At 68.9% G+C, this 19,868-nt stretch carries 14 protein-coding genes; 5 read left to right on the top strand and 9 right to left on the bottom strand.

What is annotated here, in order from left to right; translation table 11 throughout:
• Window positions 1–2: 2 nt before the first annotated feature.
• Window positions 3–668, bottom strand: a complete 666-nt coding sequence (locus ACNJ7K_RS01140) for an NUDIX hydrolase (RefSeq protein WP_159418746.1) — start codon at window positions 666–668, stop codon at window positions 3–5.
• 61 nt (window positions 669–729) lie between these two features.
• Between ACNJ7K_RS01140 and ACNJ7K_RS01135 the strand changes: the two genes are divergently transcribed.
• Both ACNJ7K_RS01135 and ACNJ7K_RS01130 read left to right on the top strand, forming a co-directional pair.
• Window positions 730–1,716 (top strand): ADP-ribosylglycohydrolase family protein, encoded by a 987-nt coding sequence (locus ACNJ7K_RS01135; protein WP_268655471.1) that lies wholly within the window; start codon window positions 730–732, stop codon window positions 1,714–1,716.
• Between the two features lie 197 nt (window positions 1,717–1,913).
• Window positions 1,914–3,044 (top strand): iron-containing alcohol dehydrogenase, encoded by a 1,131-nt coding sequence (locus tag ACNJ7K_RS01130; protein WP_487041240.1) that lies wholly within the window; start codon window positions 1,914–1,916, stop codon window positions 3,042–3,044.
• 7 nt (window positions 3,045–3,051) lie between these two features.
• Here ACNJ7K_RS01130 and ACNJ7K_RS01125 read toward each other — a convergent pair whose 3' ends face one another.
• From ACNJ7K_RS01125 to ACNJ7K_RS01100, 6 genes are all read right to left on the bottom strand, one after another.
• A complete protein-coding gene (locus tag ACNJ7K_RS01125; protein WP_006552878.1) occupies window positions 3,052–3,246 on the bottom strand; it encodes a hypothetical protein in 195 nt (64 codons plus the stop codon).
• Window positions 3,247–3,375: 129 nt separating this feature from the next.
• Window positions 3,376–3,837 (bottom strand): SRPBCC family protein, encoded by a 462-nt coding sequence (locus ACNJ7K_RS01120; RefSeq protein ID WP_159418742.1) that lies wholly within the window; start codon window positions 3,835–3,837, stop codon window positions 3,376–3,378.
• A gap of 23 nt (window positions 3,838–3,860) precedes the next feature.
• A complete protein-coding gene (locus tag ACNJ7K_RS01115; protein ID WP_230792013.1) occupies window positions 3,861–4,634 on the bottom strand; it encodes a PIG-L deacetylase family protein in 774 nt (257 codons plus the stop codon).
• A gap of 38 nt (window positions 4,635–4,672) precedes the next feature.
• On the bottom strand, window positions 4,673–6,715 hold the full coding sequence (locus ACNJ7K_RS01110) for an elongation factor G-like protein EF-G2 (protein WP_487041036.1): 2,043 nt from the start codon (window positions 6,713–6,715) through the stop codon (window positions 4,673–4,675).
• A gap of 150 nt (window positions 6,716–6,865) precedes the next feature.
• Complete coding sequence (locus ACNJ7K_RS01105) at window positions 6,866–8,629, bottom strand: sulfite reductase subunit alpha (protein ID WP_487041035.1); 1,764 nt, start codon at window positions 8,627–8,629, stop codon at window positions 6,866–6,868.
• Window positions 8,626–14,121, bottom strand: coding sequence for a glutamate synthase-related protein (locus tag ACNJ7K_RS01100; RefSeq protein ID WP_487041034.1), 5,496 nt, complete (start codon window positions 14,119–14,121; stop codon window positions 8,626–8,628). Before ACNJ7K_RS01100 ends, ACNJ7K_RS01105 begins: the two co-directional genes overlap by 4 nt.
• A gap of 329 nt (window positions 14,122–14,450) precedes the next feature.
• Between ACNJ7K_RS01100 and ACNJ7K_RS01095 the strand changes: the two genes are divergently transcribed.
• Window positions 14,451–15,875, top strand: a complete 1,425-nt coding sequence (locus ACNJ7K_RS01095; protein WP_159418737.1) for an aldehyde dehydrogenase family protein — start codon at window positions 14,451–14,453, stop codon at window positions 15,873–15,875.
• 27 nt (window positions 15,876–15,902) lie between these two features.
• Here ACNJ7K_RS01095 and ACNJ7K_RS01090 read toward each other — a convergent pair whose 3' ends face one another.
• Together ACNJ7K_RS01090 and ACNJ7K_RS01085 are read right to left on the bottom strand one after the other, a co-directional pair.
• Window positions 15,903–16,700 carry an SDR family NAD(P)-dependent oxidoreductase gene (locus ACNJ7K_RS01090; protein WP_487041033.1) on the bottom strand — a complete coding sequence of 266 codons (798 nt, stop codon included), beginning with the start codon at window positions 16,698–16,700 and terminating at the stop codon, window positions 15,903–15,905.
• Between the two features lie 155 nt (window positions 16,701–16,855).
• A complete protein-coding gene (locus ACNJ7K_RS01085) occupies window positions 16,856–17,152 on the bottom strand; it encodes a chorismate mutase (protein WP_085469565.1) in 297 nt (98 codons plus the stop codon).
• Window positions 17,153–17,471: 319 nt separating this feature from the next.
• Here ACNJ7K_RS01085 and ACNJ7K_RS01080 point away from each other — a divergent pair, with 319 nt between their 5' ends.
• The gene (locus ACNJ7K_RS01080; protein ID WP_487041032.1) at window positions 17,472–18,455 is read left to right on the top strand and encodes a hypothetical protein; all 984 of its coding nucleotides are present in this window, start codon (window positions 17,472–17,474) and stop codon (window positions 18,453–18,455) included.
• Between the two features lie 192 nt (window positions 18,456–18,647).
• On the top strand, window positions 18,648–19,832 hold the full coding sequence (locus ACNJ7K_RS01075) for a thiolase family protein (protein ID WP_120282060.1): 1,185 nt from the start codon (window positions 18,648–18,650) through the stop codon (window positions 19,830–19,832).
• Window positions 19,833–19,868 lie beyond the last annotated feature (36 nt).

Genomic DNA, 19,868 nt, shown 5'->3' with positions numbered 1-19,868 from the left:
CCTCACTGCAGGAGGAAGGCGGCGGTGGACGACGGCAGGGGAGTGCTGCGTCGGCGGTAGATCTCGGCGGGCCGGCCCGTGCCCTCCCTCCGCAGTTCGCCGGTGGGTTCGAGACCGTGCAGGAGATGCCTGCGGAATGTGTCCTTGGGATAGCTGCGGGCATAGACGGTTTCGTACAGAAGTCGCAGGTCGAGCACGGTGAACTGCTCGCCGAGGAAGTTGCCGGGGTCGACCTCGGCGGAGTACCGGCGTCGCAGGTCGGCGACGGCCAGGTCGACGATCTCGGCATGGTCGAAGGCGAGATCGCTGGTCTCGGTGGTCGGCACGAGATGCGCCTCGGCGGGGATCTCGGCGACCGGCACCGCGGCGCCGTGGGCCATCGACAGCACCCACCCGCGGTCGTCGCGCTCGGGATCGTCGAGCATGGCCAGCTGGTAGAAGTCCACGCCCGTGAGCCCGGCCTTGTCGCGCAGGGCGCGTTCGGCGGCCTCGGCGAGTCGCTCACCGGGGTGCAGGAAGGTGCCCGGCAGGGCGAAGTTGCCGTCGGGACGTTCGACGACCAGCACCTTCAGTGCCTCGTCGACGGTGAGGACCGCGACGTCCACGGCCACCGAGGGGCGCGGGTAATCGGTGAGCGACCTGCCGGTCGAGTCGGTCGGTGTGCCCATGGTGGACATTCAATCATTGATGCGCTAACTTTAGCGCAAACTTGAGCGAATAGGGGGGTTCATGAAAACGACCGCAGCACAGAACGACCGGGCCGCCGGAGTCCTGCTCGCCACCGCAGCAGGAGACGCACTCGGGGCGGGATACGAATTCACCTATCCGACGGACGCCACGCCCATCGACATGATCGGCGGCGGACTCGGGCCGTTCGCGCCCGGTGAGTGGACCGACGACACCTCCATGGCCCTCGCCATCGCCGAGGTCTCGGCGACCGGCGTCGACATCGGTGAGGGCGCCGGACTCGACGCGGTCGCGGCGCAGTTCCTCCGCTGGTACGCCACGAACCCCAAGGACATCGGCAACCAGACGCGTGCCGTCCTGCGCGAGGCGGGTCCCACCGCCGCCACCATGACGGCGCGCGCCCGCAGCCTCCCGGGACGTACCGGCGGCAACGGATCGCTCATGCGCACCGCACCCGTCGGGCTCGCCTACCTCGACGACGCCGAGCGGTGCCTGGCCGCGGCACATGCGATCAGCAGCCTCACCCACGCGGACGAGCAGGCCTCCGAGGCATGCCGGCTGTGGTCGTTCGCAATCCGTCACGCCGTCCTCCACGGCACCTTCGACGGCGTGCGGGTCGCGCTGACCCACCTGCCGCGACCCGCCGCACAGCGGTGGACGGCGCTGCTCGACGAGGCCGAGACCGCGCCGAGTCCGCGCGTGTTCGACAACAACGGCTGGGTCGTCCATGCCCTGCAGGCCGCGTGGTGGGCAATCACGCACGCCCGCACCGACGGCCCCGGACACCTGCCGGAGGCACTCGAACTCGCCGTGCGTGCCGGCAACGACACCGACACGGTCGCAGCCATCGCGGGCGGACTGCTCGGCGCCCGGTGGGGTGCGTCCGCGGTGCCCGAGCGGTGGCGTCGCATGCTGCACGGATGGCCCGGTTACCGTGCGGACGACCTCGAGCGGCTCGGGCTGCTCACCGCGCGGAAGGGCTCCGGGGAAGGCGGGGTGACACGGCCTTCCTCCGGGAAGGCGGGGTGACATGGCCTTCCTCCGGGAAGGTGGGGTGACATGGCCTTCCTCCGGGAAGGTGGGGTGACACTGCGGGTCGTCGAGGGGTGAGACTTCCCGGAATCCGCCGGATGCCTCCGCTCGCGGCTGTGATGCGGTAGACACGACCCGTCGGCCGGATACTCGAGGAGGGATCGCACGTGGCTTCCATCGCACTTCCACGCATCATGCGCGTCGGCGGGGGTGCCGTCGACGAGATCGGGGAGGTCGTTGCCGGACTCGGACTCGCCCGACCGCTGGTGGTGACCGACAAGTTCCTGGTCGGCACGGGCGCGGTGGATCGGATGGTCGCGCAGCTCGAGGCCGCCGGACTGCAGCCCGCTGTCTTCGCCGAGACCGTGCCCGACCCCACCACCGCCTCGCTCGAGGCGGGTGTCGCTGCGGTCGCCGAGCACGACGCCGACTGCGTGATCGGGTTCGGTGGGGGAAGCCCGATGGACACGGCCAAGGCACTCGGCCTGCTCGCCCGGCAGGGCGGCCACATGCGCGATTACAAGGCGCCACGCGACAACATCGGTCCGGCGCTACCGGTGATCGCCGTGCCCACCACGGCGGGAAGCGGCTCGGAGGCAACCCAGTTCACGGTCATCAGCGACAGCGAGACCGACGAGAAGATGCTGTGCCCGGGTCTGGCCTTCCTGCCGGTCGCCGCGATCGTCGACTACCGGCTCACCCTGACGATGCCCCCGCGCCTGACCGCGGACACCGGCGTGGACGCGCTCACCCACGCCATCGAGGCCTATGTCAGCAGGAAGGCGAACCCGTTCTCCGACAGCCTCGCGCTGGTCGCGATCGGCACCATCGGACAGGTGCTGCGACGCGTCTACGCGGACGGGCAGGATGCCGAGGCGCGCGAACGGATGATGCTGGCCGCCACGCAGGCGGGCATCGCGTTCTCCAACTCCAGCGTCGCGCTCGTGCACGGCATGAGCCGGCCGATCGGCGCGCACTTCCATGTTGCGCACGGCCTGTCGAACGCCATGCTGTTCCCGGCGGTCACCGAATTCTCCGTGGATGCCGCCGAGTCCCGTTATGCCGACTGCGCCCGCGCCCTCGGCGCGACTTCGGCGGATGCCTCGGATGCGACCGCCGCCGCCGACCTGGTCGTCGCGCTGAAGGAACTGTGCCGCGACGTGGAAGTGCCGACACCGAAGTCCTACGGCATCGACAAGCAGACCTGGGACGAGAGGGTCCCGGTCATGGCCGAGCAGGCGCTGGCGTCGGGATCCCCGAACAACAACCCGAGGATCCCGACGGCCGACGAGATCCGCGAACTCTACGGGCGGATCTACGGCTGAGGGCGGCTCATTCGGGAGCCTGATCGTCGGGCTCGACCTTCTCCGTCCTCACCCGGTCCGCGACGTTGCCGGGCGCACCCTCCTCCTCGCGTTCCTTCTCGACCTTCTGCTCGAGCTTGTCCACGAGATGCTTGATCTTCTGGCCGGTGAGGTCGTCGTTGTCCTCGGGGCGGCCCGAACCGTGCTTGGGGGCGTTGTCCATCGACGTCCGTCCTTCGTTCGTAGGGTGCAGGGGAGCGGTACCCGAGGGCCGGAACCGTCAAACGGGCAACGGTTCTGCTCACGCCGATCACCACCGGCAAGCTCGAGGAGACCGTGCCCGCCGCCTAGCTCATCGGGTCTGCTCGGCCGCGGCGGCGATGTCGGCGAGGTCCTGTTCGAGGGCCTTGCGGGTCGCGCGTTTCGCCAGCGGGGCGAACAAGGTCATCGCGAGCTGCGCGAAGGCCCCGAGCGGTCCGCTCTCCCCGGAGAACTCCACGGTCAGATCCGTGCCGCCCGCCGAGGGGGTCAGGTCGAAGACGGTCCGGTAACGGGCGCCGCGGGATTCGGCGACGACGACGGTGCGCCGCTCCGGATCCACCTCGGCGACCTGCATCTCCTCGGTCGCCGACTGCCCGAACATCACCCGGGTCTCCCGCCATCGCGTCCCCACCTCGTAGCCGGTGCCGTCCAGTCGTTCCACGGCCTTCACCCCGCGCAGGGTGACAGGTGCCTCGTCCAGTGCAGTGAGCACCCGCCACACCGCGGACGGTGGTGCGGCGATGTGGCGGGAGACCTCGATGCGTTGTTCCACTTCTCTCCTCGTGATCGTTCGGGTCAGAGCGGGAGCTCGGTCTCCTGCAACCCGGGCGGAAGGCTACGGCGCCGGAACCATTCGACACCGAAGGCCGCCCGCAGGTGTTCCTCGGGCATGTTCAGCATCGGCCCGAAGTCGCCGATCTGCGACTCGTAGCCCACCATCGCCGCGCGTTTGGCGCCCAGCGTCGTCGACACGTCCACGGCGGTGGTCAGTTCCGATTCCGGCAGGCCGAAGGTCTCGAGGTCCGGTGGGCGCACGTCGTCGGGGGTGTCCGGCAGCGCCGAGAGCAGCCGCATCAGATGGTCCCGGTTCGTGGATGCCTCGTAGACGGCGTCGTGTCCGGTGATCCGTTCGGCATGGACCCCGGCACGGTGGACCTGGACGTGATCGGGATGGCCGTAGCCGCCGTGCGCGTCGTAGATCGTGACGACATCGGCGCGTTCCTGCTCGATCACGGCGGCCAGCCTGGCTCCCACCTCGCTCGGATCGGCGTTGGCGAACGAATTCGGATCGTGGTTGCCGGCGGTGCCGGCCATCCCCGAATCGCCGTATCCGAAGGGCACCACCCGCGCCGCACCCAGCGCCCGGGCCGATTCCTCGAGTTCCTTCGTGCGGCGGGCGGCGAGGGATTCGCCGGGCGCGAGCAGCCCATCGGGATACTCGCCGCGGGCACCGTCGGTGGCGACGACGAGCACGACGCGATGCCCGGCGTCGGCGGCCCGGCGCATCACGCCACCGGTGAGGAACACCTCGTCGTCGGGGTGTGCGTGGAAGCACAGCAGAACGCTCATGGCGTTCATGCTGACACGCTGCCCGTCCGTTGCAGTGGTCAGTCCGACTCGCCGTATCGGGCCGCGAGGTTCTCGGGCATCGGTTCGTGCCGCAGATACTGGCGGGCGAAATCGGCGGTGCCTTGCGTGATCGCCCGCAATTCGACCGGATAGCGGCCGAGTTCGAGTTCGGGAACCTCCGCGCGCAGCAGGGCGACACCCGGCTCGGGGGATTCGGTGCCGAGCACCCGTCCGCGCCGGGCCGACAGATCGCCGAGGACCGCGCCGAGATACTCCTCGGGCACGATCACCCGCACGGCGGCGACCGGTTCGAGTACGCGAACGGTGCTGTGCGCGGCCGCATCCCGCAGGGCCAGCCCGGCTGCCGCCTGGAATGCAGCATCGGACGAATCCACCGAGTGGGCCTTGCCGTCGACCAGGGTGACCTGCACGTCGACGAGCGGATATCCCGTCGTCACGCCCTTCTCGGCCTGCGCGTACACGCCCTTCTCCACGGACGGGATGAACTGGCGCGGAACCGCACCGCCCACCACCTTCTCGGCGAAGACGACCCCGCTGCCCACCGGAAGTGGTTCGACCTCGACGTCGACGACCGCGTACTGGCCGTGCCCGCCGGACTGTTTGACGAGTCTGCCGTGGCCTTTCGCGGGGCCGGCGAAGGTCTCCTTCAGCGGCACCCGATGCTCGACCGTGTCGACCTGGACACCGTGCCGGGTGCGCAACCGTTCGAGGACCAGTTCGGCGTGCGCCTCACCCGTGCACCACAGCGCGAGCTGATGGGTCTCGGGATTCTGCTCGACGCGCAGCGCGGGATCCTCGGAGGCGAGGCGCGACAGGGCCTGGGACAGCTTGTCGTCGTCGGTGCGGGTGTGTGCCTCGATCGCGACGGGGAGCAGGGGAGTCGGGGTCGGCCACCGGTCGAGCGGGACCGGATGGTCGGGGTCGTACAGGACGTCGCCGGGTTGTGCCGTCGCGAGCTTCCCGACGGAGGCGATGTCTCCCGCCACGGCCTCGCCGACCGGGCGCTGTTGCTTGCCGAACGGGCTCGTCAGGGCGGGAATGCGTTCGCGGCTGTCGCGGTCGCCGTCGGCCAGCGCGACGATCGTGTCGGGTCGCAGCGTGCCGGAGTAGACGCGCACCAGGCTGATCCGCCCGACATAGGAGTCGCCGGCCACGCGCACGACCTGCGCGGCGAGCGGACCGCCCGGATCGCACGGCGGTGCACCACGACCGCGCTGCGTCGGTGCCGGGAAACCGGTGGTGATCAACTCGAGCAATTCGACGGCGCCGATCCCCGTCTCGTCGGCGGGGACGGCCGGGTGCAGGGTGCACGCCAGGATCTCGCGGGTGAGTCCTTCCTGCAGGGAGGCCGTGTCGAGTTGCTCGCCGGCGATGAACCGCTCCATGAGTGTGTCGTCCTGGCCGGAGATGGCCTCCACGAGACTCTCGCGCGCCTCGGTGGACACCGGGCACGGACCGGGTTCGCCGTAGCTGCGGCCCGTCAGCAGACCCATCGACCCGATCGGGCGGTCGCCGTCGTAGACGGGATAGAACATGGCCCGGAGGGTGTCCGGTCCCAGACCGAAGGCGTCGTGGCAGTCGGTGAGCATGTCGTCGAAGCTGTGCCGGGCGACGTCGAGTTTGTTCACCACGATCGCGCGGGGGATCGCCTCGTCGTCGCATTCGCGCCAGAGCGCGCGGGTCGCGGCGCTGATGGGATCGGTGGCGGAGACGACGAAGATCGCCGCGTCGGCGGCGTGGAGACCGGCGCGGACCTCGGCGTCGAAGTCGGGATGTCCCGGTGTGTCGATCAGGTTGATCTTGATGTCGTTCCATTCGAGGGGCACGACGGACAGCTGCACCGACCGGCGGTGGCGCTGCTCGATCTCCTCGTAGTCGGACACCGTGGTGCCCTCGGCCACGCGCCCGGCGCGCCCGACGGCGCCCGCTGCGACGGCGAGGGACTCGGTGAGGGTGGTTTTCCCGGAGCCGCTGCACCCCACCAGGGCAACGTTGCGGATCCGGTCGGGACTGTCGGCGGTCGGTGCCTGCCGGCTGCGTGCTGCGGAGCGATCGGGCATCGAGCTACTCCCTCGTGTGACCTGCAGCACAGTCTAGGGCATTCCGATCGTCCCTCCGGGGAGGTTCGCAACACGCGCTCGAGGCTCGCAACGCCACCGGTGACCGATGATGTTGCGAGCCTCGAGGTGCTGATGCGTACCCCGGCCTGCTCAGTACACGTCGCGCACGTACCGCTTCTCGCGCTTGAGGGTGGTGACGTACTCGGCGGCCTGCTCGTCGCTCATGCCGCCGTGCTCGGCGACGATCTCGTGCAGCGCACGGTCGACGTCCTTCGCCATCCGCGACGCGTCGCCGCAGATGTAGAAGTGTCCGCCCTCCTCGAGCCACGCGAACAGCTCCGCACCGTGCTCCTTCATGCGGGTCTGCACGTAGATCGTCTCGGCCTGATCGCGGGAGAACGCCAGGTCCAGGCGCGTGAGCACGCCCGAGTCGACGAACTCGGCCAACTCGTTCTCGTAGATGTAGTCGCAGCCGCGCTTCTGGTCGCCGAAGAACAGCCAGTTCTTCCCCGTCGCACCCCGTGCGCGACGTTCCTGCAGGAAACCGCGGAAGGGCGCGATGCCGGTGCCCGGACCGACCATGATCATCGGTGCGGTGTCGTCGGCGGGGACGCGGAAGGCCTTGTTCTTCGACACGAAGATGCCCACCCTGCTCTCACCGACACGATCTGCGAGGAAGGTCGAGCACACGCCGCGACGCTCGCGGCCGTCGGTGCCGTAGCGCACCGCCGCGACCGTCAGGTGCACCGAACCGTCGCACGCGTTCGGACTCGACGAGATCGAGTACGCCCGGTGCTGCAGCGGGCGCAGCAGCGCCAGGAACTGCTCGGCCGACAACTCGGGGGCGGGATCGAGCAGGAGCACGTCGAGAATGTCGCGGCCCCACAACCATTCGTCGAGCGCGGCCTTGTCGCCGTGCCGCAGCACATAGGTGAGTTCCTCGTTGCCCGTGTGCTTCTCGATCTCCTCGAGGAGATCGACGGACGGAGCGGTGATCTCGTAGTCGTAGGTGAGCAGATGCTCGAGCGTGTCGTCGTGACCCTCGGGGACGCTCGCGCCGTCGAGACCGAGTCGACCGAGGATCGCGTGCACGAGTTCGGTGTCGTTGACGGGCACCACGTTCAGCGCGTCGCCCGCTTCGTATTCGAGACCGGAATCGGCGAGCGCGAACTCGTAGTGCCGGATCTCCTTGGCCGAGTCCTCCCCGGACAGCAGCACGTTCGACGTCAGCACCGCCGGATAGGGATTCTTGCGGGTCCACTGCGACTTCGCCCGGGCCGGTGCCGCCGGTGCCGCGGGGGCGGGAGCACCGTCGCCCACGATGCCCTCGACGGCCGCGACGAGCGGCAGCGTCTCCGCGATCCACGTCGCGGCGAGCTCCTCGAACTCGACGTCGCAGTCCACCCGCGGCACGATGCGCTGCGCACCGAGCTGCTCGAGCCGCATGTCGATGAGCTTGCCCGCCTGGCAGAACCCGTCGTAACCGGTGTCGCCGAGAGCGAGCACCGCGAAGTTCATGCCGTCGAGACGCGGGGCGCTCTCGGCCGACAGTGCCTCCCAGAACAGCTCGGCGTTGTCGGGCATCTCGCCGTCGCCGTAGGTGGACGTGACGATCAGGATCTGACCCAGACCGGCGAACCGGTCGAGGTCCATGTCGTCGAGAGCGCACACGACCGGCGCGAAGCCCTGGGCGCGGGCCGCGACGGCGGCGTCCTCGGCGACGGCTTCGGCATTGCCGGTCTGCGAGCCGTAGAGCACGTGCAGAGCGGGTGCCGAGCCGGCGGTCCCGGCATCGTCGGCGGAACCACCGGAGAACAGGCGGGTCTGCATCCCGGCGACGAAGCCGGAGAGCCACGACCGCTGATCGGCGGTGAACGGAGCGTCGAGGGGAATGAACGGGCCGGTGGTGGTCACGCGGAGACTCCCATCGTGGAGGTGAGGACGTTCGGGACGGCGTTGCGTGCGAACAGTTCCTCGTAACCGGGCAGGCGACCTGCGGCGTCGAGATTCTTGCGGCTCTGCAAGAGGATCCAGCCGTAGGTACCGGGCGCATCGACCGAGCGGACGTTGCGCAGGGCCAGGGCCTGCTTGTAGTCGTTGAGGCGCTTGTCGGCGACCAGCGCTGCGAGCTGCTCGTCGGTGTGATCGGCGATCGCCGCGAGGGCGTAGCGCTCGAGCTTCGCGACGAGGAAGAAGTCCTCGGTGAGCAGCAGATTGCGTGCGGCCTTCTGTACCGCCGGATCCGACACGTCGGTGGCGCCGGGGACCTTCTGCAGCGCCATCTCCTGCGCGGCGGCGAGCACCGTGTAGTTGTTGAGCAGCGCGTACATGGCCTCGGTGTCGGTCGCGTCCGGGGTGACACCACCGGCGACGGGAACACCCGAGCGGTAGTTCTCCTTGAACTTGCGCACCTGGTGCGCGACCAGCGCCGTGGCGACCTCGGCAGCGAGGTCCTTGCGCGACGCTGCGGCGAGGATCTCGTCGAGGTCCTGGTACTGCAGCAGCGCGCGCGGCATGCCGTACGCGAACCGGTGCTGCTCGACCTGCCAGTTGTCGATCAGGAAGCGGGCCTTCACCGAGCCGGTCGCCTCGACGTGCAGGTGCAGCAGCTGCAGCACCGCGGCGTTGTGGATCGCGGCCTGCGGGTCGTCGCCGGTGATCGACCCGAGGACGATCGAGTCGGCGCTGGCCTTGCGGGGGAGCAGGCCCTCGGGGTCGTACTGGTAGACGAACCCGCCCGACATGCCGTTGCCGAAGCCCTTGCCGAACTCGCCGATGTTGAGCACCGCGCCGTTGGTCATGTACTCGCAGGCGAACTCGCCGACACCCTCGACGACGGCGGTGGCACCGGAGTTGCGCACCGCGAAGCGGTCGCCGGCCTCGCCCTCGACGAACAGGCGACCACCGGTCGCACCGAAGAGCGCGAAGTTGCCGATGAGCACATTGCCACCGCGATCGTCGCTGCCGCCACCCGGTGAACGCAGCACGATCTGCCCACCGCACTGGCCCTTGCCGACGCCGTCGTTGGCGGTACCGGTGTGCTCGATGTGCATGCCGTCGTTGCAGAACGCCCCGAAGGACAGGCCCGCCGAACCGGAAGTAGTGATGGTGACGGTGCCGTCGCGCAACCAGCGGCGTCCGCGCTCGTCGTCGAACACGGCCGGCAGGACGCCGAGATCCTCGTGGTTGAGCATGCGCTCGATGTCGATCGCGAGCTGCGCACCGACGCTCTTGTTGTTGTTCGTCAGCTGCACACCGTCGCCGAGCGCGACGGTGAGCTCCATCCCATCGACGAGGGCCTCGCGCAGCCGGGCCACCCACGCCTCGTCGAGCGAGTAGTCCTTCTCCATGTACACCGGGTTGTCGATGTGCACCTCGGGCAGCACCGCGAGCATCGCCCGCAGATCCAGCCGGCCCACGCTCGACGGGTGGTCGAGCAGGTGCAGCAGGTCGGCGCGGCCGCGCGCGTCGCGCAGCGACCGCAGACCCAGGCGGGCGAGCAGCTCGCGGGTCTCGTGCGCGACGTTGAGCAGGTACTGGGCCATCGCCCGCGGATCACCGTTGAACACTTCGGGATTCGTGGTCAGACCTGCCGGGCACTTGACGTTGCAGTTCTTCGCCATGACGCAACCGAGCATCATCAGCGCCGTGGTGCCGAACTCGAAGCTGTCGGCGCCGAGCAAGGCGGAGACGATGACGTCCGACGCCGTCTGGTGCGCACCCGAGCACCGCAGCACGACCTTGTCGCGCAGACCGTTGGCCGTGAGGGCCTGATGGACCTCGGCCACACCGATCTCCGCGGACCGGCCCGCGTACTTCAGCGAGGTCACCGAGGCGGCGCCCGTGCCGCCGGTGTTGCCGGCGACGTTGATGACGTCGGCGCCCGCCTTGGCGACACCCACAGCGATCGTGCCGATGCCCTCCGAGGAGACGAGCTTGACGATCACCCGCACCCGCGCCGCCTTGGCGTCGTGGATGAGCTGGGCGAGGTCCTCGATCGAGTAGGTGTCGTGGTGCGGCGGCGGCGAGACCAGCTCGACGCCCGGGGTCGCACCACGTGCCGCGGCGATCTCCACCGTGACCTTCTTGGCGGGCAGCTGGCCGCCCTCGCCGGGCTTGGCGCCCTGCGCGATCTTGATCTCGATCTCCTCGAGCATCGGATCGGCGAGGTAACCGGCCCATACACCGAAGCGTCCGGACGCGAACTGCTTGATGCGCGAGCCGCGGATGGTGCCGTAGCGGGAGATGTGCTCGCCACCTTCACCGCAGTTCGACATGCCGCCGACCATGTTGGTGCCGTGGGCGACAGCTTCGTGGGCGTTGGAGTTGAGCGCGCCGTGGCTCATCGCGCCCGACGCGAGCGCCGGGGTGATCTCGTGCGGCGGCTGCACCCGGTCGAGTCGCACGCTCAGCGGGGCCTGACGGACCTGCTCGAGATAGCGCGCGGCATCACCGATCGCGTGCACGGTCAGGGTGTCGCCGTAGCAGCGGTGCGAGACGATGCCGTCGCCGAAGCGGGCGACGAGCGAGGCCGCGAGCGCATCGGGGCGACGGTGGTCGTCGGCGAGCGGACCGGTCAGACGCAGGACGAACTCGCTCTCGCCGACCCGCGCGGCGGAGATTCCGCGCACGAGCATCGAGTTGTTGCCGAACCGTGCGAAGCGGCCCATCTCCTTGGTGAAATCCTCGGCGGTGACGGCGAAAGTGACGTCGGCGGGCAAGGCCAGCACGTCGCGCAGCGCCGCGGGACGTTGCGCGCGCTCGTCGGCCATCGTGCGAGCGAACGCGCGGTAACCCGGGGTGATCTCGAAGGCATCGATCTCGGCGGGTGTCAGGGCACGGAAACCGCCGTAGCGGTACGACGCGTCGTCGAGACCGTGCGCGTCGGAGAGGCGGTGCAGCGGCAGCAGACGCAGTGCGTCGGTCAGATCCGGCTCGGCCTCCTTCTCGACGGGCAGGGTGGACGGTTCCTCGGTCATGTCCACGAAGCCGCGTACGGCGGTCGTGCCGAACGAGTGACCGGCGCCCTCGGCGCGCTCCTTGAACAGACCCAGCAGTGGGACGTCCTTCTCGGTCTCGACTGTGAGGGCGCGACGGTGCCAGTCGGCGACGGCCTGCGCGAGGGTGGTGAAACCGACACCGCCGACCGGGGACTTGACGTTCGGGAACCAGCGCGCGAGCACCTCGTCGCTCGTGTCGAGATAGCTCGGCTCGAAGAACTCACCGCCGATGTACGACTCGACGGTGCACAGGCCGACGCGTCCCATCGTCTTCATGAGCGACTTCTCGGCGGCCTTGCGGAACTTCAGGAACGCGGCGTCGGCGTCGTCGCCGAACTTCTCCTCGGCGCGCATCTGCACCGTGAGCGGATACACCGCAGCGGCACCGAAGCCGAGGGTCGCGGCGATGTGATGCGACGAGAACAACTGTCCGGACTCGACGATGACGGACACGCGCAGACGCAGTCCCTCGTCGATCAGGCGCTGGTTGACCGCGGCGACGGTGAGCACCATCGGCAGTCCGGCGCGGTCGGTAGAGACGTGCCGGTCGGTGAGCACGGCGATGCCACCGGATTCGCGAGCGAAATCGGCAATGGCCTCGGCCGTACCGTCGATCGCGGCGGCGAGCGCGGCCGCGTTCGCCTTCGCGTCGTCGAAGACGGGGGAGTACAGCATCTCGAATCGCCGCACCGGGGTGTCGGACTGCTCGCGGATACGCAGCATGTCGAGGTGCGTGAGGATCGGGGTGGGCACCACGATCTGGGTCGCGGACGAGGCGGGAGCACCGCTACCGGGACGGGCACCGAGCGCGACGCGCAGGGTCATGCCGTCCGCCTCGCGGATCGAGTCCAGCGACGGGTTGGTGACCTGGGCGAAGCGCTGCGAGAAGTACTTGGCCACACCGCCTTCCTGATCCGACAGCGCGTTGATGGCGTTGCCGTAACCCATCGCGGAGATGCGTTCCTGACCCGAGGCGAGCATCGGGTCGAGCATGAACCGGAAGGACTCCTGGTTGATGCTGTAGGACACGTAGCGCTGGTAGCGGCCGAGATCGCCGTTGTAGCGCAGCGGGGAACCGGCCTTCTCGGCGGGAACCTCGGGCAGGGCGTCGAGATCGCGGCGGGCCTCGTCGACGAGCGACGCGTAATCCTGCCGGGCAGCAAGAAGTTCGAGTGCCTCGACGGTTCCGTAGGAGCGGCGCGTGCGGTGATCGAAGTACAGCATGCCGCCGGCCTCGATGCGGCCGCGACGCAGCACGGTCTCGGGCGCGAAATCGAACTGACCGGCCTCGGAGGTGACGGCGAGGTACTCCTCGGTCTCCACGGTGCGCAGCGGGCGCAGGCCGAGGCGGTCGAGGCGCGCGCCGACGACGGTGCCGTTGCCGAAGATCAGCGCGGCGGGACCGTCGTTCTTCTCCTCGTACAGCGAGAAGAACTCGAGCATCGCGCGGACCTGCGGCGACAGCTCGGTGTCGTTCTCCCAGGCCGGCGGCATCATCTGCACGACGGCGGTGACGAGGTCGAGGTCGTTGTGGGCGATGCGCGAGGCCAGGGTCTGATCGAAGCGGCAGCTGTCGGACTGTCCCGGCGGGCGGATGATGTCGCGGCCCATCGCGCGGGCGAGGGCGCCCTCGAACAGCCGGTTCTTGCGATCGGTGTTCAGTTCGCCGTTGTGCGCCATGAGGCGGAACGGCTGCGCCATCGTCGGATGCGGATCGGTGTTCGTCGAGAACCGGGTGTGGAAGAACAGGGTGTGCACCGCGTGCCGCGGATCGGTGAGATCGCGGAAGTACGGGATGACCTCGTGAGAGTTCAAGCGGTTCTTGAGAACCTGCGTGCGCGCACTGAGCGAGAGCGGGTACAGCCCGCCCAGTTCCGGCTCGGTGTAGGCGCGGGCCTCGACCTCGAGGAGCACGTCGTGCAGCAGCCGGTCGAACTCGTCGACTGTCTCGCACGCGTCGGGCCGGGTGAAGATCCACTGCCGGATCGGCAGCTGGTATTTCGTTGCGGCAGGACGTAACACGCTGTCGTCGACGGGAACGTCGCGCACCGTGAGCACGGTGACCCCGGCTCCGGCGAGTGCCGACGAGACGAGTTCCTCGGCATCGGCATGCGCCGCGGGATCGGTGGGGAGGAAGAAGTTTCCGACACCGAAGTTCCCTTCCTGCAGGGGCTTTCCGGTGATCTCGGAGAAGAAGGCGACCGACAGGTCCACGTTGATGCCGGCTCCGTCGCCGACACCCTCTGCGGACATGCCACCGCGGTGCGGCACGACGCACAGGGCTTCGTGGCCGCGGGTGAGCACGTCGTGGGTCTGTACGCCGTCCTTGCGGGTGATGAAACCGACACCACAACTGCTCTTGTCCAGCGTGCTGTCGTACAGGCCGGTGTCACTGGCGTGCGTCACGGACGTCCTCCTCGGTGCATCGAATTCGGCGTCGACCGGCAGTGACGATGCGAAGGAGAGGGAACGCGTGGGAAGGCGCAGCTCCTGAGGTGCATAGACGTGTGCCGGAGACGATGTGTGTGAATGCAGACGTCTTTGTCCGAATGCGCCGTGCGTTGCGACGGTGGAGCGCGCGAGCAGCAATGGCCAGTGTAGCGCACGTGTTAACTCCGATGACGGCGGGATACATCACAACCCGCCGGGAGTAAACGCTGTATTGCGGGAGGGGTCTTCGCTACGCTCGCGCCCAACGGCGTCGACAGGCCGGCCTACGAGCAGGGGAGAGCGATATGACCGACATTCTCGACCGCACGAAGATCTACATCGACGGGCAGTGGGTGGACTCCGACGGCAGCGGCCGCATCGAGGTCGTGAATCCGGCGACCGAAGAGGTCGTCGCGGTGGTCGCCGAGGGTGTCGCCTCCGATGTCGATCGGGCCGTCGCCGCGGCGAAGGCCGCCTTCCCGGCCTGGGCCGCGCTCAGTGGCGCGTCACGTGCCGCCTACTTGGAGAAGGTCTCCTCGCTGGCGAACGAGCGCGCCGACGAGCTCACGAGGGTCGTCTCCCAGGACATGGGGATGCCCGCCCACTTCGCGCGTGCCATCCAGGTCGGTATGCCGCTGAAGAACATCGCCGGCTATGCGTCGCTGGCCGGAACGTACGACTTCGACGACCAGGAGATCGGCAACGCCCTGGTCGTGCGCGAACCCATCGGGGTCGTCGGGGCGATCACCCCGTGGAACTACCCGCTGCACCAGGTGGTGCTGAAGGTGTTCGCCGCGCTCGCCGCCGGATGCACCGTGGTGCTCAAGCCCACCGAGGTCGCGCCGCTGGTGACCTATGCGCTCGTCGACATCGTCGACGAGGCCGGCCTGCCGCCGGGCGTGTTCAACCTCGTCAGCGGTTACGGGCCGGTCGTCGGCGAGGCCATCGCTGCGCACCCCGACATCGACATGGTGTCGTTCACGGGCTCGACGCGTGCCGGCAAGCGCGTCTCGGTCGTTGCCGCGGAGACGGTGAAGAAGGTCGCGCTCGAACTCGGCGGCAAGTCGGCCAACATCATCCTCGACGACGCCGACCTCACCGCGGCCGTCACCGAGGGTGTCGGCAAGTGCTTCCTCAACTCCGGCCAGACCTGCACCGCACTGACCCGCATGCTCGTCCCCGCCGACCGTCTGCAGGAGGCCACCGCCATCGCCGAGCAGGTCGCGCGGGCCTACACGGTCGGGCTGCCCGACGATCCGTCGTCGAAGCTCGGCCCGCTCGTCAGCGGAACGCAGCAGGCACGCGTGAAGGCGTACATCGACAAGGGCGTCGAGGAGGGTGCCGAACTGGTGCTCGACGGACGCGAAACCGAGTTCACCACCGGCTACTTCGTCGGCCCTACCGTGTTCACGAACGTCGCGCCGGAGATGACGATCGCCCGCGAGGAGATCTTCGGGCCGGTGCTGTCGATCATCGGATACCAGGACGAGGACGACGCGGTGCGCATCGCCAACGACAGCGAGTACGGCCTGTCCGGCGGGGTCTGGTCGGCCGACCCGGCGCGAGCGGAGGCGGTGGCCCGCCGTATGCGCACCGGTCAGGTCTACATCAACGGCGGCGCATTCAACACCGACGCACCCTTCGGTGGTTACAAGCAGTCGGGTATCGGACGCGAGGCCGGCGTTTTCGGGCTCGAGGAGTTCCTGGAGATCAAGACGATCCTGCGCTGACGGTGCCGCATCGTTTCGTCGGACCGGTCAGTAGTAGACCGCGCCGGGCACGCCACCGCCCACAGCGATCGCGTCGCCGGTGATGCCGATGCTGCGCGGGCTCGCGAGGAACGCGACGACGTCGGCGACCTCGCTCGCGTCGATGAGGCGGTTCACGGAGTTCTTCGCGATCTGCTGTTCGAGTTCAGCTACCGGCGTGCCGGTCTCGGCCGACTCCTCGGCCAGGCGTGCCGCCAGCCGCTCGGTGCGGGTCCGGCCGGGGTGCACCACGGTGACGTTGATGCCGTGAGGGCCGAGTTCGTCGGCGAGGTTCTTCGTCACAGCCGCAACGCTGACGTTCCGGACCGTCTGGGCGATGGAGTTCGCGCTGCGCGCACCGAGGCCGCTGATGTTGATGATCCGGCCCCAGCCCTGTTCGATCAGATAGGGAGCGACGGCGCGTGCGGTGCGCAGGCAGCCGAGGACCTTGATCTCGACCTCGTTGCGCACGACGTCGTCGGTGGTCGCGGCGAAGTCCGTCGGCTTGTTGGCGCTCCAGGGAGTGGCGGCGGAGTTGACGAGGATGTCGACCCCGCCGAGTTCGGCGACGGCCCGCGCGACCAGCGTGTCGACCGAGGCCTGGTCGCCGGTGTCGGTGGGCACGGGAACGATTCGTCGCCCGGTCTCCTCCGAGAGGGTCTTCGCTGCGATGTCGAGATCGGCCGCGGTACGGGCCGCGATCACCACATCGGCGCCTTCGGTGGCCAGTGCCCGCGCGATGGCGTAGCCGATGCCGCGGCTACCGCCGGTGACGATGGCCCTCTTCGCGGTGAGTCCGAGATCCATGCTGCTCCTGTCCGTTCTTCGGGGATGTCCCGACGGTATGCCGACAGGGGAGCGGGCGGCCACGTTTGCGACCGGCATGATGCGAATCGGTGGACGGCTCCGGGTACTGCGACGGCCCCCGCACCGTGTGGTGCGGGGGCCGTCGGTTGTAGGTCTCAGGCCTTGCGGGTGCGGCCGAGGCGCAGCAGCGTCATCGCGAGCGTGCTGCCGTCGGTGCCGAGTTCGGCGAAGCGTCCCAGGACGGCCATTTCCTCGGCCTGTGCTTCGCGGCTCGCGTCGGTGCCCTTCGCGGATGCTCCGGCGCGCTGAACGAGCTCCGAACGCCGCTTGATCACCGCGAGCAGCTGAGCGTCGAGCTCCTTGATCTGCTCGAACAGCTCCCCGAGCTCTGCCTCGGCCGACGAAGCTTCGCCGACGGACGCGATGCCAGGCGAATCAAGCTGGACAGTCATGCAGACTCCTCCGGTCTCGTCTGAATCGTCACAGATTGTGTCGTGCTCACGCCTATAGGTGTTACCGACACGTAGGGAAAAATTCTCGCGAGACTCTCCCATGCGCGTCCTGTCCCTTCAGAAACGGCCGTGACCTGGTTCAACACTCTGATGACCGAGGGGTATGTTAATTGTCACACCGACCGGTGCCAACTCGTGTGCCCGTCGGTGACATCGCGCCCGAAGGGTCCGCATCGGGTCCGCCGCTCGAGGTAGCGTTCCGGCCGACCGGCAGGGCCGAGGACGTCGGGGCTCCTCGGTACACCGGGAGGGGAGACCGATGCGACGACCTGTTGTCCCGTGGGGTGGGCGCGGCACGGAGGCTGCGACTTCCGACACCGATGCGACTACCGACACCGAACCGACTTCCGAGACCGAACCGACGTCCGACACCGATGCGACGTCCGATACCGAACCGCCGAGCGAATGGCAGCACGGCACGCGCAATCTGCACGTGTACGCAGCGGCCGGCGCGGCGGTGCTCGTGGCGGTCTTCGCCGCGGCCCGCGGAGCGGGGGCGTGGAGCACCGATTCGGTGGGTGCCGACCGCTTCTATTCGATCCTGGCGCTGCTGATGCTGCTGACGGCGGCCTTCGGAGCCACCTTCTGGTGGCCTGCCGGATCCGGGGGTCGGCGACCGCCGTCGTCACCACCGAGCCGCACACCGCGGGTCCGGTACGTCGAGACGGCCGGTCGCGGCGGTACCGAGATCGGGGGCCGCCGTCCCGTCTTCGGTCTGCTGCTCGCGATGGTGCTGTGCGGGACGTTCCTCTCGCTCGGCGCCGCCGTGGAGATCGTGGTCGGGAACGAGGGGCTACCCCTCGTGGCGCTGGTGCTGGCGTTCGTCGCCGGGGTGTGCCTGGCCTTCCTCGTGGAGGTGGCACTCGGGCGCATCCGGGCCGGTTCGCTCGTTCTCGGACCGGACGGGATCAGGTTGCGCGGCTGGTTCGTGGAGTCCTACCTGCCGTGGGTCTCGGTGCGGGGTCTCCGTGCGGTCGACCGGGGGTTCCCGGAGATCTGGATCGAGGGGCACGGGTCGGCGGCGTGGGCGCGTCGACGCACGAGTCGGGTGTTCCTCTTCGAGCGCCTGCCGCCCGAACCCCGGATCGAGGTGGACTCACGGCATCTGGCCGTCGATCCCGTGCAGTTGTACCGCTTCCTCGAGTTCTATGTGGAGCACCCTCGCCACCGCCGTGAACTGGGCACACCGGCCGCTGCGGAACGTCTCGCGGAGGGTCCTCCGTTCACCGCCGACGACGAGTGAAAATGATGTAGTCAGTATTGTAGAATGGCGTTTCCGTTCCCGTTCCTGCAACGCGTGTTCGGACCTTCGCGATTGCGGCACTCGGTGCCGTAGCATCGAGTCAGACGCTTCGGGAGGACGCCTTCCCGAAGATCCGTGCGCTCGGCGGTGCCGGCGCGTGGACCCCAGGTGTTCGACCAGATTGGACGAGAAATGACCGCTCCGGAACGCATCGTCATCGTCGACGGCGCACGCACCCCCGTCGGCAGCTTCGGCGGCGCACTCAAGGACGTACCCGCGCACGAACTCGGCGCCACCGCCGTACGCGAGGCGCTGCAGCGCTCGGGTGTCGCAGGTGAGGACATCGACGAGGTCGTCATGGGCTGCATCGGTCAGGTCGGTGCCGACGCCTACAACGCCCGTCGTGTCACCCTCGCCGCCGGACTTCCCGTCTCCACCCCGGCCCTGACCGTCAACCGCCTGTGCGGCTCGGGTCTGCAGGCCGTGTGGTCCGCGGCCCAGGAGATCCGGTGGGGTGCCGCGGAGATCACCGTCGCAGGTGGCGACGAGAGCATGTCGCGCATGCCGTTCTACGACTTCGGTGCCCGCAACGGCTACAAGCTCGGCAACCGCGAGCTCGTCGACGGCACCGTCGGCATGCTCACCGACCCGTTCAGCGGACAGCACATGGGTGTCACGGCCGAGAACGTCGCCCGCGAGTACGGCGTCAGCCGCGAGCAGCAGGACGAGTTCGCCCTCGAATCGCAGCGCCGCGCCGCCACCGACGCCGCGAAGGCCGCCTTCGCCGAGGAGATCACCCCGGTCGAGATCGGTGGCCGCAAGCCTGTCACCGTCACCGAGGACGAGCACCCCAAGCCCGACACCACCCTCGAGGTGCTCGGCAAGCTGCGTTCGGCGTTCATCAAGGACGGGACCGTCACCGCCGGTAACGCCTCCGGCATCAACGACGGCGCTGCTGCGCTCGTCCTGGCCCGCGAGTCGGTCGCCCGCGAACGCGGCCTCGGTGCCTCCGTCGTACTCGAGTCGGTGGTCACCGCGGCGATGGAGCCCGAGCTGATGGGCTACGCCCCGACCCTCGCGCTGGTGAAGCTGTTCGAGCAGAACGGCCTGACGCCGGCCGACATCGACACCGTCGAGCTCAACGAGGCATTCGCCTCGCAGGCCCTCGCGGTGGCGCGCGACGCCAAGCTCGACCCGGAGAAGACCAACCCCTACGGCGGTGCGATCGCCCTGGGCCACCCGGTCGGCGCGACCGGCGCGATCCTGACGCTGCGCGTCGCCAAGGACCTGATCCGCCGCGATCTCGAACTCGGCGTCGTCACCATGTGCATCGGTGGCGGACAGGCACTCGCCGCGCTGCTGCGCCGCGTGTCCTGATCCGGGCACCTCGGAAAGACCCGACTGTGGCGGGCG

Source organism: Rhodococcus shunpengi, assembly GCF_048381395.1.
Taxonomy (GTDB): domain Bacteria; phylum Actinomycetota; class Actinomycetes; order Mycobacteriales; family Mycobacteriaceae; genus Rhodococcus.
The sequence above is the reverse complement of the archived record's forward strand: the minus strand, read 5'-3'. Positions and strand labels throughout refer to the sequence as shown.

Excerpts from the sequence above, each read along its gene's own strand:
- ACNJ7K_RS01140 (WP_159418746.1), bottom strand. The coding sequence starts at position 668 with ATGGGCACACCGACCGACTCGACCGGCAGGTCGCTCACCGATTACCCG.
- ACNJ7K_RS01135 (WP_268655471.1), top strand. The coding sequence starts at position 730 with ATGAAAACGACCGCAGCACAGAACGACCGGGCCGCCGGAGTCCTGCTC.
- ACNJ7K_RS01130 (WP_487041240.1), top strand. The coding sequence starts at position 1,914 with ATGCGCGTCGGCGGGGGTGCCGTCGACGAGATCGGGGAGGTCGTTGCC.
- ACNJ7K_RS01125 (WP_006552878.1), bottom strand. The coding sequence starts at position 3,246 with ATGGACAACGCCCCCAAGCACGGTTCGGGCCGCCCCGAGGACAACGAC.
- ACNJ7K_RS01115 (WP_230792013.1), bottom strand. The coding sequence starts at position 4,634 with ATGAGCGTTCTGCTGTGCTTCCACGCACACCCCGACGACGAGGTGTTC.
- ACNJ7K_RS01110 (WP_487041036.1), bottom strand. The coding sequence starts at position 6,715 with ATGCCCGATCGCTCCGCAGCACGCAGCCGGCAGGCACCGACCGCCGAC.
- ACNJ7K_RS01095 (WP_159418737.1), top strand. The coding sequence starts at position 14,451 with ATGACCGACATTCTCGACCGCACGAAGATCTACATCGACGGGCAGTGG.
- ACNJ7K_RS01090 (WP_487041033.1), bottom strand. The coding sequence starts at position 16,700 with ATGGATCTCGGACTCACCGCGAAGAGGGCCATCGTCACCGGCGGTAGC.
- ACNJ7K_RS01085 (WP_085469565.1), bottom strand. The coding sequence starts at position 17,152 with ATGACTGTCCAGCTTGATTCGCCTGGCATCGCGTCCGTCGGCGAAGCT.
- ACNJ7K_RS01080 (WP_487041032.1), top strand. The coding sequence starts at position 17,472 with ATGCGACGACCTGTTGTCCCGTGGGGTGGGCGCGGCACGGAGGCTGCG.
- ACNJ7K_RS01075 (WP_120282060.1), top strand. The coding sequence starts at position 18,648 with ATGACCGCTCCGGAACGCATCGTCATCGTCGACGGCGCACGCACCCCC.